This is a genomic window from Conexibacter sp. W3-3-2, from assembly GCF_009707605.1.
Taxonomy (GTDB): domain Bacteria; phylum Actinomycetota; class Thermoleophilia; order Solirubrobacterales; family Solirubrobacteraceae; genus Paraconexibacter; species Paraconexibacter algicola.
Map to the genome: position 1 here is coordinate 4,766,821 of NZ_WLYW01000001.1, position 12,068 is coordinate 4,778,888.

The 12,068-nt window shown below is 77.5% G+C and carries 13 protein-coding genes; 2 read left to right on the plus strand and 11 right to left on the minus strand.

Features of this window, described 5'->3' with window-relative positions:
* Positions 1 to 2 precede the first annotated feature (2 nt).
* Complete coding sequence (locus GKE82_RS22845; RefSeq protein WP_154734870.1) at positions 3 to 500, plus strand: hypothetical protein; 498 nt, start codon at positions 3 to 5, stop codon at positions 498 to 500.
* 3 nt (positions 501 to 503) lie between these two features.
* On the opposite strand, the gene GKE82_RS30200 is transcribed toward GKE82_RS22845, so the two are convergent.
* The 9 genes from GKE82_RS30200 to GKE82_RS22885 form a co-directional block, all read right to left on the minus strand.
* Positions 504 to 635 (minus strand): hypothetical protein, encoded by a 132-nt coding sequence (locus GKE82_RS30200; protein WP_255450755.1) that lies wholly within the window; start codon positions 633 to 635, stop codon positions 504 to 506.
* A 16-nt stretch (positions 636 to 651) separates the two neighbouring features.
* The gene (locus GKE82_RS22850) at positions 652 to 1,257 is read right to left on the minus strand and encodes a hypothetical protein (RefSeq protein WP_154734871.1); all 606 of its coding nucleotides are present in this window, start codon (positions 1,255 to 1,257) and stop codon (positions 652 to 654) included.
* Positions 1,258 to 1,312: 55 nt separating this feature from the next.
* On the minus strand, positions 1,313 to 2,290 hold the full coding sequence (locus GKE82_RS22855) for a DUF1152 domain-containing protein (protein WP_154734872.1): 978 nt from the start codon (positions 2,288 to 2,290) through the stop codon (positions 1,313 to 1,315).
* 51 nt (positions 2,291 to 2,341) lie between these two features.
* Positions 2,342 to 2,971 (minus strand): DUF1802 family protein, encoded by a 630-nt coding sequence (locus GKE82_RS22860; RefSeq protein ID WP_107570106.1) that lies wholly within the window; start codon positions 2,969 to 2,971, stop codon positions 2,342 to 2,344.
* Between the two features lie 236 nt (positions 2,972 to 3,207).
* Complete coding sequence (locus tag GKE82_RS22865; protein WP_154734873.1) at positions 3,208 to 4,089, minus strand: NAD(P)-dependent oxidoreductase; 882 nt, start codon at positions 4,087 to 4,089, stop codon at positions 3,208 to 3,210.
* A gap of 9 nt (positions 4,090 to 4,098) precedes the next feature.
* The gene (locus GKE82_RS22870; RefSeq protein ID WP_154734874.1) at positions 4,099 to 5,601 is read right to left on the minus strand and encodes a hydantoinase B/oxoprolinase family protein; all 1,503 of its coding nucleotides are present in this window, start codon (positions 5,599 to 5,601) and stop codon (positions 4,099 to 4,101) included.
* Entirely contained in the window at positions 5,598 to 7,460 is a 1,863-nt protein-coding gene (locus tag GKE82_RS22875; RefSeq protein ID WP_309233776.1) for a hydantoinase/oxoprolinase family protein, read from the minus strand. The genes GKE82_RS22870 and GKE82_RS22875 overlap by 4 nt, the downstream gene beginning before the upstream one ends.
* A 36-nt stretch (positions 7,461 to 7,496) precedes the next feature.
* A complete protein-coding gene (locus tag GKE82_RS22880; protein WP_107570388.1) occupies positions 7,497 to 7,928 on the minus strand; it encodes a hypothetical protein in 432 nt (143 codons plus the stop codon).
* Positions 7,929 to 8,131: 203 nt separating this feature from the next.
* Positions 8,132 to 9,595, minus strand: coding sequence for an FAD-dependent oxidoreductase (locus tag GKE82_RS22885; protein ID WP_309233777.1), 1,464 nt, complete (start codon positions 9,593 to 9,595; stop codon positions 8,132 to 8,134).
* 118 nt (positions 9,596 to 9,713) lie between these two features.
* Here GKE82_RS22885 and GKE82_RS22890 point away from each other — a divergent pair, with 118 nt between their 5' ends.
* Complete coding sequence (locus GKE82_RS22890; RefSeq protein ID WP_154734875.1) at positions 9,714 to 10,745, plus strand: histone deacetylase; 1,032 nt, start codon at positions 9,714 to 9,716, stop codon at positions 10,743 to 10,745.
* Between the two features lie 3 nt (positions 10,746 to 10,748).
* Here the strand turns inward: GKE82_RS22890 and GKE82_RS22895 are convergent, their stop codons facing one another.
* Together GKE82_RS22895 and GKE82_RS22900 are read right to left on the minus strand one after the other, a co-directional pair.
* A complete protein-coding gene (locus tag GKE82_RS22895; protein WP_154734876.1) occupies positions 10,749 to 11,252 on the minus strand; it encodes a hypothetical protein in 504 nt (167 codons plus the stop codon).
* Positions 11,249 to 12,064 carry a zinc ribbon domain-containing protein gene (locus GKE82_RS22900; RefSeq protein WP_154734877.1) on the minus strand — a complete coding sequence of 272 codons (816 nt, stop codon included), beginning with the start codon at positions 12,062 to 12,064 and terminating at the stop codon, positions 11,249 to 11,251. The genes GKE82_RS22895 and GKE82_RS22900 overlap by 4 nt, the downstream gene beginning before the upstream one ends.
* Positions 12,065 to 12,068: the final 4 nt, after the last annotated feature.

The following is a 12,068-nucleotide window of genomic DNA, read 5'->3' on the forward strand; positions in this document are numbered from 1 at the left end:
CGGTGGACGGCGGCGGCGCGCCCCCGCTCGTCTGCCCGCGGTGCGGCGCCCTCCACGCGCCGCCCGCCCGCTTCTGCGCCGCGTGCGCGATGCCGCTCACGTGGGCCGGGGCGCCGGACGACCCGCAGGTCACCGACCGGCACGCCCGCGCCCGCAAGATCAAGCCCCAGTACGCGGAGGGCGAGCTCGTCCGCGTCGCCGGCGGCCGGCACCAGGCGGAGGCGGAGTTCCTCTGCGGCCTGCTGCTGGAGGAGGGGATCCCCAGCCTCGTCCGCCGCTCGCGCGGCTTCGATGTGCCCGACATGCTCGCGGCCGGTCCGCGCGACGTCCTGGTCCCGGCCTCCGGCGTCGACGCCGCCCGCGAGGTGCTGCTCGAGGCCGAGCTGCTGGCCGAGCCGGGGCCCGTCGGCCCGACGCCCGCCCGCCTGATGGGCGGGCTGCTCGCCGTGCTGGGCGTCGTCGGCGTGATCGTCTGGGTGCTCGACCTCGCGACCGGCTGACGCTCAGGCCTGCCCGCCCATGGTGGCGAGGTGGGCGCGCCAGACGCCGCTGGTGTGGACGAGCTCGCGCCCGAAGGCGCGCTGCAGCGCGGCCCGCGGGCCGTCCTCGTGGAGGCCCAGGACGAGCTCGACCACGGCGTGCTCGCCGCGCTCACGGGCCAGCAGGTCCAGGACGGTGCCCCCGAGCAGGGCCGCGTCGCGCAGGCCCGGGGGGGAAGGACGGCTCGTCGCCCTCGCGCAGGCGCCGGCCGACCGCCGGCCGCGCGAACGCCGTCTGGCCGCCGAAGTACTGGCCGGCGCCGAGCGCGAGCCACGCCCACTGCAGCGTCCGGCGGGTCGGCCCGGGCCGCCAGGGTGGCGCCAGGCGCGGGTTCGCGAGCCCGACGAGCATCTGCGCGTAGAGGCCCGCGGGGGCCAGCAGCGCCATCTCGCGGGACCCGGGGACCGAGGACGCGCGCGCCTCGAGCCGGCGGGGGGCGAGCAGGTGCAGCTCGCGCGCGCCCGGCCAGCCCGCGAGGTAGCGGCGGGACGCGGGGGCGGTCAGCCGCTGCAGCAGCGGCAGGTACGGCTGGGCGAGCGCGAGCGAGCCGGTCGAGCCGTGCACGACGACGGTGATCTCGTGCTCGGGCTCCGGGAACGTCTGCACGAGCCGCTCGCGGGTGTCCTCGAGCAGCTCGAGGACACCGGCGACGTCGTCCTCGTCGCGCAGCTCGTGGCGGGCCGCGAAGTTCGGGCTGCTCGTCTCGACCCAGGGCATCCCTGCGGACTTCGCCGCGCACGGCGGCGGTCCTCTCGCGTGACCGGGGCGAGGGTCAGGCGTCGTCGGCGGCCGCGTCGAGCTCGTGGGCGAGCTCGGTCCGCACGCCCATCGCGGTCAGCCGCTCGTGGGCGGCGGCGAGGTCCTCGTGCGGGTCGAGGGCGGCGGCCAGCCGGGCGGCGCTGCGCATCGCGGTCACGGGGTCGACGCAGCGCAGGCGCCCGCCGTCGGCGGTCAGCTCGACGGTCCGGCGCCCGTCGCGGATCGTCGCCGTGCCGGTCTCGCCGCGCGCGCAGCGCACGGCCATCGCGCTCGCCTCGGTCACCACGGTGCCCATCGCGGACTCGAGGCGGTCGAGCATCGGGGCGGTGAGCTCGAGGTCGCCGAGGTCGCCGCCGGCGGCGGTCACCTCGTCGTGGCGGGTGGCGACCTCGTCGGGGCGCAGCTCGCCGTCGCAGCCGGCGCCGAAGACGGTGAGGATCGCCGGGATGCCGACCGCGGCGAGGACGGGCGCGGCGGCGAGCAGCACGGCGTCGGCCAGCGGGCTCGCGAGCCCGGCCTCGTCCCCGTGGGCGAGGACGTCGCCGCCGACGTCGAGCAGCACGACGAGGTCACAGCCGAGCGCCTGCGTCGCGGCGACGAGCCCGTCGCCGACGGCGGCGGGGCCGGGGCCCGGGTCGACGAGGACCGTGTCGGCCTGCAGGAACGCGGCCATGCGGCTCTCGGCGAACGCGAAGCCGCCCGGTCCGGTGGTCTCGGGCCCGGCGAGGGCGACGGTGGGGTGCAGGACGGTCCGGGCGTCGACGAGCTCGTCGATGCGCCGCGGGCCGGGGAGGGGGTCGACGGGGCGTCGTTCCCAGGTGAGGCCGCCGACGACCGCGGCGGTCCCGAGCGCCCGGGCGGCCTCGGCGACCGCCAGGGCGCCGACGACGTCACCGCCCCCGCCGATGCCGACGACGAGCAGGCGGTCGGCCGAGCGCACGCGGTCGGCGGCCCAGGTCGGGGCCGGAAACGCGCGATCCCCGCTCGTCACCGGGACGGGCGGGGATCGACGGGCACGGCTGCTGCGGTCAGGCGGATGCGGCTAGACCAGCGCGGGGACGCGGCCGGCGCAGATCTCGGCGATCGTCTCGGTCGCGCGCTCGAACTCCTCGTCGGACAGCACCGGGGTGCCCTCGAACGGGAGGTCGCGGTTGATCTCCAGCCAGGAGCGGCAGCCCCCGAAGTCGTCACGGACCTTGACGGTGACCGGGCGCGGGATGCGGTACGTGCGCAGGAGCAGCACGTGCAGCGGGTGGTGACGCTTCCACGCGAGGCGCTTCTCGGCGTAGTCGGTCGTCCACACGTAGAACGGCGACAGGTCGTTGACCGTGCGGGGGTCGTCGATCGTGAAGTGGCCGGCGACCTCGGCCCACGCGCGGATCCGGACGCGCTCGGGCTGGGCGATGCCACCGTCGCGCGTCAGCGCGTGCACGGGCGGCTCGCCGTCGGCCCAGACACCCTCCTCGAGCGCGCGGCGCAGCTCGGGCAGGTGGGAGTCGCGCACCAGGTCGTTCTTCTGGTGGTCGAACGTGGGGTAGAGGAAGAAGCGGTCGTGGTCGAGCGCGAAGTGCTTCTCCGGCTCGCGGATCCCGCCCTTCCGCAGGGTGAGCAGCTGCTCACCCTCTGCGAGGGCGCGGACGGTGACAGCCCATTCCTTGAACGCGATAGGCATAAGGGTTTCCGAGGGGGAGAGGAGGACAAAGAAGATCCCGCGAGAGCGCGTCCGAACCAGCAGGACGACGGCGCGGGATGTGAAGGATGTTCGCAAACGATCGTGCGAAGTTCAAATGTCCCTGCAAATAAGCAGTTTTGTGCCCCCTCGAGCTGGCGCGTAGACGCTCAAACTGGCGCATAGACGCTCTCGGGGTCGACCGAGTGGACAACCGCACCCCGACCGGATGGCAGGCGCTACAGACGTACCCCGGACGCCGCCTCGACCGCCTCCAGGAGGGCCGCGAAGTCCGCCTCGCCCAGACCCCGCTCGAGACCGTGCTCCAGCGCACCGCCCGCGGCCGCCGCGGCGTCGAAGCCGACCCCGGCGGCCCGCGCCTGCTCCAGGCACAGGCGCACGTCCTTGAGCATGTGCTCGAGCTTGAACAGCGTGGTGTAGTCGTGCTCCTGCATCACCGGCGCCTTGAGGTCGAGCATCGCGCTGCCGCCCGACCCCGCCGACATCACCTGCACGAGCGCGCCGAGATCGACGCCCGTGGCGCGTCCCACGACCAGCGCCTGCGCGACCGCGAGCGTGTTCGCCGCCGCCGTCGCGTTGTTGATGAGCTTGACCATCTCGCCCTGGCCGAGCCCGCCGACGTGCAGCACGAGCGAGCCCATCGCCTCGAACAGCGGCCACGCCCGCCGCACGTCCTCCTCCGCGCCGCCGGCCATGATCGTCAGCGTGCCGTCCTGCGCCTTCGGGCTCGAGCCGGTCACCGGCGCGTCGACGAACGCCACGCCCCGCTCGGCGAGCCCGGCGCCGATGCGCCGCGTGTCGTCCGGGGAGATCGTCGACATGTCCACGAACAGCGCACCGGGTCGCGCGCCGTCGGCGGCGCCGTCGGGCCCGAGCAGCACCTGCTCGACCTGTGCGCCGTCGACGACCATCGAGATCACCACGTCCGCCGCCGCGGCGGCCTGCGCCGGGGTCTGCGCGACGGTGCCGCCGTGCTCGGCGACCCAGGCCTGCGCGGTCGCGGTCGTGCGGTTGTAGACGGTGACCTGGTGGCCGGCGCGGGCGACATTCGCCGCCATCCGCAAGCCCATGATCCCCAGTCCGAGAAAGCCGATCTCCATCGGCCGATCCTACGCCTCCGGGCCCGCCGTCCCGTGGCCGCCGCCGCCCGGGGTCTCCAGCCGCAGCCGGTCGCCCGGGGCGAGCTCCCCGGTCCACTTGGCGGGCAGCTCGCGGCCGTTGAGCAGCGTGCGGCCGGCCGCGCCGGCGCGGCCGCCGGCGGCGCCGGGCGGGGCGTGGCGGCGACGCTCGGTGATGAGCGACGCGGTCATCGGCTCCAGCGCCTCGAACTCGCGCACCACGCCGTCGCCGCCCCGGTGGCGCCCGGCGCCGCCGCTGCCGCGCCGGACCGCGTACGTCGTGCAGCGCAGCGGGAACTCGAGCTCCAGCGCCTCCACCGGCGTGTTGCGGGTGTTGCTCATCGCCACGTGCACGCCGCTGGGGCCGTCGGCGTCCGGGCTCGCGCCCTGGCCGCCGCCGACCGTCTCGTAGTACGCGAACGTGTCGTTGCCGAGCGTGAGGTTGTTCATCGTCCCCTGGCCGAGCGCGCGACCGAACGCGGCGAGCACGAGGTCGGCCACCCGCGAGGACGTCTCGACGTTCCCGGCGGCGACCGCGGCGGGCGACCGCGCGTGCAGCAGCGAGCCCTCGGGGACCACGACCTCGATCGGCCGGTGCGCCCCGGCGCTGGCCGGGAGGTCCGGGTCGGTCAGGACCTTCACCGCGAACACGCACGCCGACCGGGTCACGGCGAGCGGGCAGTTGAGGTTGCCGTCGTGCTGCGCGGCGCTGCCCGTGAAGTCCAGGACGATCCGGTCGCCGTCGACCGTCGCGGCGAGCCGCAGCTCGAGATCCCCGTCGGCGGCCTCGAGCACGTCGGTGGCGTACCGGGTGCCGTCCGGGAGCGCGGCGAGCGACGCCCGGGCCCGGCGCTCGGCGTAGTCGAGGCTGGCCGCGGTGGCGGCGGCCAGCCCGTCGACGCCGAGCCGCTGCGCGAGCTCCTGCAGCCGTCGCACGCCCACGGCGCCCGCGGCGAGCTGCGCGCGCAGATCCGCCCGGCGCTGGCGCGGACCGCGCATCCGCGCGACGAGCTCGTCGATCGCGGCCTCGTCGAGCACCCGCGGGGCGATCACCACGCCCTCCTCGTCCAGGGTGCGCGAGTCCGCGGGCATCGAGCCGGGCACGCGCGCCCCGACGTCGGCGTGGTGGGCGCGGCTCGCCGCGAAGCCCAGCAGGGACCCGCCGTCCGTCCGCTCGAACACCGGCGTGATCACCGTGATGTCCGGCAGGTGCGTGCCGCCCCGGTAGGGGTCGTTGAGCACCCAGGAGCGCCCGGGGGCGTGGTCCTCCGCGAGCACCGCGGCGACCGCGGCGGGCATCGCCCCGAGATGGACCGGGATGTGCTCGGCCTGGGCGACCATCGCGCCGGCGGCGTCGAACAGGGCGGTGGAGCAGTCGCGGCGCTCCTTGATGTTCGAGGAGTGCGCCGCCCGGATCAGGACCGCGCCCATCTCCTCGCACGCGGCGCGCAGCGCGCCGCCGGTGACCTGGAGGGCGACGGGGTCGAGGCTCATGCCGCCCGCTCCAGCAGCAGCGTCCCGGTCGCGTCCGGCGCGCCGCTCCAGCCCGCCGGGACGACGAGCGTCGCGCCCGGGAGCCCGACGACCGCGGGCCCGCGGACCGCGGCGCGGTCGGGGTCCCCGGCGGCGAGGTCGATCGCCGGGCCCGGCTCGCGCCGCGTGCGCCGCACCGCGACGACCTCGAGCGCCGCCTCCGCGTCGGCGTAGCCGTAGCGGGCGTGGTGCTCGGTGTCGAAGGCGTGGCGCAGCGCCGCGGGATCCGGCGGGACGTCGGTGAGCGTCAGCTCGAAGGACTGGCCGGCGTAGCGGGCGTCCCACGCGACCTCCCGGGCGTCGCCCGCCGCGTCGCGCAGCGCGGCGGCGGTCACGTCCGGCCCGCGCAGCAGGACCGTGCGGACCTCGTCGGTCCGCCGGTCGGCCGCCGCGAGCCCGAGCGCGCTGAGGACGCCGCCGGCCCGGGGCACGACCACGCGGCGGATCCCGAGCTGCTCGGCGATCCCGACCGCGTGCAGCGGGCCGGCGCCGCCGAAGGCCAGCAGCGCGAAGTCGCGCGGGTCGACGCCGCGCTCGACCGTCATCACCCGGAGCGCGCGGACCATCTCCGCGTCCGCGACGCGCACGATCCCGGCGGCGGTCGCGCGCGCGTCGAGCCCGATCCGGTCCCCGAGCGCGGCGACCGCGGCGTGGGCGGCCTGCGCGTCGATCGTGAGGCCGCCCGGGAGCGGCGTCCCCCCGGGGAGGTGCCCGAGCACGACGTGGGCGTCGGTCACGGTCGGCTCGGTGCCGCCGTGCCCGTACGCGGCCGGCCCGGGCCGGGCGCCGGCCGAGCGGGGACCCACGCGCAGCGCGCCGCCGGCGTCGCACCAGGCGATCGAGCCGCCGCCCGCTCCGACGGTGTGGATGTCGACCATCGGCAACGCGATCTCACGGCCGCCGACCTCGCGCCCCGCGGTCTCGCGCACCCGGCCGTCCTGCACGACGCAGACGTCGCACGAGGTGCCGCCCATGTCGAAGCACAGGAGATCGCGCACCCCGGTCGCGCGCGCCACGAGCGCCGCGGCCGCCGCCCCGCCCGCCGGGCCGCTGAGCACGGTGAGCGCGGCGTGCCCGGCCGCGTGGGCGGCGGTCGTCAGCCCGCCGCTGCTCTGCATGATCGAGGGCTCGGGCAGCCCGGCGGCGCCGGCGCGGTCCAGCAGCCGCCGCAGGTAGTCGCGCAGCAGCGGCGAGAGCGCCGCGTCGACCTCGGTCGTGGCGGCGCGCTCGGCCTCGCGGAACGTCCCGACGACCTCGTGGCTGAGCGACACGTGCACGCCGGGCAGGCGGCGTCGCAGCGCCGCGCCGAGGCGCTGCTCGTGCGCGGGATGGCGGTCGGCGTGCAGCAGGCAGACGGCGACGGCCTCGGGATCGAGCGCGGCGACCGCCTGCGCGACCCGCTCGGCGGCGGCCTCGTCCAGCGGGCGCAGGACCGTGCCGTCGGCCGCGTGGCGCTCCGGCGCGGGGACGCGTCGCTGCGGCGGGACGAGCGGGGCGGGGTGCGCGGCGTCGAGCCGGTAGAGGTCGGCGCGGTCCTGCCGTCCGAGCTCGACGAGGTCGCAGAAGCCCTCGGTCGCCACGAGCGCCGTCCGCGCGCCGCGGCCCTCGAGGAGCGCGTTCGTCGCCACGGTCATCCCGTGCGCGAAGCCGGTGACCGCGCCGGGCGCGGCCGCGGCGAGCGCGAGCACCGCCTCGACGGCGGCGAGGACGCCGAGCGACTGGTCCTGCGGCGTCGTCGGGGACTTCGCGGTCAGGACGCGGTCGCCGTCCACGAGGACGGCGTCCGTGAAGGTCCCGCCGACGTCGACCCCGAGGAGCACCCCGGCAGCGTAGACCGGGGCGCCCGGAGGCGGGGCTCAGGCCGCGAGCGGGGCGGCCTCGACCTCTTCGGTCTCGGCGAGGTGCTGGTGCGACGGGCAGTAGCCGTTGTGCGCGAGCGGCTCCCGCTGGCACGCGGTGCCTCGGCGCGTCGTGGCGCGGCAGCGCAGCGGGTCGCCGTTGGCGTCGACCCCGTGGCGGGGCTGCCGGGCGACGAACTCCTCGGCGCAGGCGACGTAGCGCTGCACGACGAGCCAGACGCGCGCCTGGGCGGCCATCGGGAAGTGGATGCGGATGTCGTTGAACAGCGTCCGTGCCGGCCGCGCGAAGTAGTGGCGGTCGGTCGCGAGGCGGTTCATCGCGCTCTCGCACGAGCGCAGGACCGACGCGTGGGCGACGCGGGCGTCGCCGGCGTGGTCGTGCACGAGCGGCGCGAGCTCGCGGTAGATGGCTCGACTGAACTGGTACATGAGCGGACCCTTGCTCTCCTCGTCCGGCTGGCTCCCGTCCAACCCTGGTGCGACACGGATCGTGCCGAGGGTGTATGAACGCTGAAACCGGCCTTCTGTTGACTTCGCGTTAAGCGGCTGACCGGCCGTTCACCGACCTGCCCTCCCGAACACGCGAGGTCCGCCGACGTTGCGCACGCCTGCGCGCCACGTCGCAGCTGCGCTCAGGCCCAGTGCTCCAGGCGCGGCTCGTCATCGCCGCGCACGACCGCGTGGTGCCCGTCGAGCGCCGGATCGAGCTCCGGGAAGTCGGTGCGGCGGTGGGCGCCGCGCGACTCCTCGCGCAGCAGCGCGCAGCGCGCGACGAACCGCGCCAGCGGGTGGGGATCGTCCAGCAGCGTCCGCAGGCCCTCCGCGGTGCGCTCGATGCCGGCGTGCGTCCACAGGGCCTCCTGGGTGGCCCGCTCGGGCAGCACGATCGTCGCCTCACGGGGCGGGGCGGGCAGCGCCGTGGCCGGGCGCGGCGCGGGCTCCCCGAGCGCGGCCTGGGCGGCGCGGCCGCCGAGCACGAAGCACTCGGTCAGCGAGTTGGAGGCGAGGCGGTTGGCGCCGTGCAGCCCGGTGCAGGCGGACTCGCCGACCGCGTACAGGCCCGGGACGGTGGTGGCCCCGTCGAGGTCGGCGACGATCCCGCCCATCACGTAGTGGGCGGCGGGCGCGACCGGCACGAGCGTCGTCGCCGGGTCGAGCCCGGACTCCCGCAGCGCGCCGACGACGTTCGGGAACTTCCCGGCGTCGACCATCCGCATGTCCAGGTCGACGTGGTCGGTGCCCTGCGCGCGCATCGTCGCCCAGACGGCGCGCGAGACCTCGTCGCGGGGCGAGAGCTCCTCGACGAACCGCTCGCCGTCGCGGTCCAGCAGCCGGGCGCCCTCGCCGCGGATCGCCTCGGTGACGAGGAACCCCTCGCGGCCCGGGATCCCGGTCACCGCGGTCGGGTGGAACTGCGCGAACTCGAGATCCGCCAGCGCGGCGCCCGCCGCGTGGGCGAGCATCAGCCCGATGCCCAGCGAGCCGGGCGGGTTCGTCGTGCGCGACCACAGCGCCGCCGCGCCGCCGGTCGCCAGGATCGTCGCCCGGGCGCGCACGGCCCGCCCGTCCTCGCAGGCGAGACCGACCACGCGGCCCCCGTCGGTCCACAGCGCGGAGACGCGCGTGCCCTCGAAGACCGTGATCCGCGGATCCTCTGCGACGACCGCGGACAGCTGGCGCACGACCCGGCGGCCGGTGGCCGAGCCGCCCGCGTGGACGACGCGCCGCACGGAGTGCCCGCCCTCCAGGCCCAGCGCGAGGCGGCCGTGGCGGTCGGCGTCGAAGCGCACGCCGAGTCGCTGCAGGTCGTCGACGACCCCGGGCGCCTCGCGCACGAGGACGTTCGCGGCGCTGCGGCGCACGAGGCCGCGGCCGGCGACCTCGGTGTCCTGGCGGTGCAGGTCCGGGGAGTCGTCGGCGGCCAGCGCGGCGGCGATCCCGCCCTGGGCCCAGTAGCTCGCCGTGAACGCCAGCGGCGTCGCGGAGACGAGCGTCACGCGGGCCCCGGCGCGGGCGGCGGTCAGCGCCGCGTACAGGCCGGCGCCGCCGGCGCCGACGACGGCGATCTCGGTCTCGTGCAGGTGCGGATCGGGCACCGCCGCAGCGTATCCGCCGCCGGGCGCTGGACCGCGCCCCGTCCCCACGGCGGCCCGTCGCGCGCGCCACGACCGGCGGGCCGGGTGGGAGCGGTGGGTGCCGGGTACGGTTCCGGCGATGACCGTCCGCACGCCCGCCCCGGTGCTCCTGCGCCACCCCTCCTCGCTGGAGCACGACACGGGCGACCACCCCGAGCGCGCCGAGCGCCTGCGCGCGATCGACCGGGCCGTCGCGGCCCGCCCGGACCTGGGCTGGGAGGCGCGGGACTCCCCGGCGGCGACGGACGCCCAGCTGACGGCCGTGCACCCGCCCGCGCACGTCGCGGGCATCCGGGCCCTCAGCGCGCGCGGCGGCGGCTGGATCGACGGGGACACGTACTGCGGCCCGCAGTCGTTCGCCGCCGCGGCCCACGCCGCCGGGGGTGCCTGCGCGCTCGTCGACGCGCTGCTGGGCGAGGGGCGCCCGACCGGGGCGGCGCTGCACCGTCCGCCCGGCCATCACGCCGAGGTCGACCGCGCGATGGGCTTCTGCCTGTTCAGCACCGTCGCGGTGGCCGCCCGTCACGCGCGGGACGCGCACGGCCTCGAGCGGGTCATGGTCCTCGACTGGGACGTCCACCACGGCAACGGGACCGAGGACGTGTTCCGCGACAGCGCCGAGGTCCTGTTCGTCTCGATCCACGAGTCGCCGCTGTACCCGGGGACCGGGCCGGCGTCGGAGATCGGACGCGGACCGGGGGAGGGGTACACCGTGAACCTGCCGGTGCCGGGGGGCTCGGGCGACGCGGCGTTCACGTCGCTGGTCGAGCACGTCGCGCTGCCGCTGGCGCGCGCCTACCGGCCGCAGCTGCTGCTCGTCTCCGCCGGCTACGACGCGCACGCCGACGACCCGCTCGCCGGCTGCCGCGTCAGCGACGACGGCTTCGCGACGATGACCGGCTCGGTGCGCCGCCTCGCCGACGAGCTCGCGGTCCCGCTCGGGCTCGTGCTGGAGGGCGGCTACGACGTCGCGGCGCTCGCGCGCTGCGTCGTCGGCTCGCTGGAGGTGCTCGGCGCGGACCAGGCCCCGCCCGCGCCCGCGATCGACGAGCACCCGCTCGCGCAGGCGGCGCGCACGCGCCTCGCCCCGCACTGGCCCGCGCTGGGCTGAGCGCTACGGGCCCGACGCGCCGCCGCTGTCGGCGTCGCCGTCCGTCGTGGTCGTCCGGGAGTCCGCGCCGGATCCGTCGTCGGCCTGCGGCGTCGCGGTGGCGACCGGCGGCAGGCCCGAGGAGCCGGTCGGCCCGGTCACACCAGGGGCGCCGGGCGTCCCGGTCACGCCGGTGGCACCCGTGACGGCGGTGACCGCCGGGGTCGTCGTCGGCGCCCCGCCGGCCGCGCCCGGGGGCGGGGTCGACGCGGCCGTCTCCGTCGGGGTGACGCCCGGCACGGTGCCGTCGTCGGTGTCGGTGAGCGCCGCGAACGCGACGACGAGGGCGAGGACCGCGACGACGACGACCGCGGCGAGCCCGGCGATCGGCAGCCGCCAGTTCGGGGTCGGCGCGAGACGGGTGCGCGCCGCCGCGCCGCAGTTCAGGCACCAGTCCTGCTCCGGCCCGACCGGTGCGGCGCAGCGGGGGCAGCGGACCGTCCCGGGCGGGAGCGGCGGGGTGCTCACGAGGCCTGGTCGTCCGGGCGCCGCACGACGGTCAGGTCGTCCGCCGGGGCCTCGGTCGTCGGCTGGTCGGCCTGCTCCGCCGCGGCCGTCGGGGGCGCGTCGGCGGCGGGCGCGGACGGGGCGGGGGTGGTCGGGATCGCCTGGGTGGCCTGCGCCTCGGCGGCGAGCGTCGCCGACACCGGCGTGGCGCCCGTCTCGGCGGCGCTGACGGCGGGCATCACCGGCGCCTCGGGGGCGGTCGGGCCGGGGGCGGGCGTGGGCGGCGGCGCGGGTGCGGTGGCGCCGCCGGCGGCCGCGCTGACGACGACCTGCGGGGCGGCGGGCGTGCCGGCGGGGGCGGGCGCGGTCGCGTCGCCGACCTCGCCGACCGCCAGCGGCCCGCGCAGCCCGATGCCGCAGGAGGGGCAGAACCGCGCGTCGCTGCCGTGGATCGCCGCGCACCGCGGGCAGGCCGCCAGCCCGGGCTCGCGCAGCTCGTGGAACGGCCGCTGGTCCTGGAGCGCGCGCTCCAGCGCGCGGAGCTCGAGGTCGACGGCGGCGAGGGCGTTGAGCTTCTGCGCGACGAGCTCGTCGCCGCGGCGGCCGAAGCGGTGCAGGTCGAAGACGAGGCCGCCGAGGTCGCGGAACCCGAGCTCGCGGACGCGCCGCAGGTGCCGCAGGCGGCGGCGCAGCCGACCGCGGTCGCGGAAGCTCGGCTCGGGGGGCGCCGCGGGGTCCTGCGGGGCCAGCCCGGCGGGACCGCCCGGGGGCGGGACGACGGGGGCCGGGTCCGCAGTGCGGGGCCGGCGAAGACGGTTCAGGAGGCCTCTCATACGC

What these genes read in the sequence shown, in the direction of transcription:
- GKE82_RS22850 (WP_154734871.1), bottom strand. Translation starts at nt 1,257, where the DNA reads ATGCCCTGGGTCGAGACGAGCAGCCCGAACTTCGCGGCCCGCCACGAG.
- GKE82_RS22860 (WP_107570106.1), bottom strand. Translation starts at nt 2,971, where the DNA reads ATGCCTATCGCGTTCAAGGAATGGGCTGTCACCGTCCGCGCCCTCGCA.
- GKE82_RS22865 (WP_154734873.1), bottom strand. Translation starts at nt 4,089, where the DNA reads ATGGAGATCGGCTTTCTCGGACTGGGGATCATGGGCTTGCGGATGGCG.
- GKE82_RS22870 (WP_154734874.1), bottom strand. Translation starts at nt 5,601, where the DNA reads ATGAGCCTCGACCCCGTCGCCCTCCAGGTCACCGGCGGCGCGCTGCGC.
- GKE82_RS22880 (WP_107570388.1), bottom strand. Translation starts at nt 7,928, where the DNA reads ATGTACCAGTTCAGTCGAGCCATCTACCGCGAGCTCGCGCCGCTCGTG.
- GKE82_RS22890 (WP_154734875.1), top strand. Translation starts at nt 9,714, where the DNA reads ATGACCGTCCGCACGCCCGCCCCGGTGCTCCTGCGCCACCCCTCCTCG.
- GKE82_RS22900 (WP_154734877.1), bottom strand. Translation starts at nt 12,064, where the DNA reads ATGAGAGGCCTCCTGAACCGTCTTCGCCGGCCCCGCACTGCGGACCCG.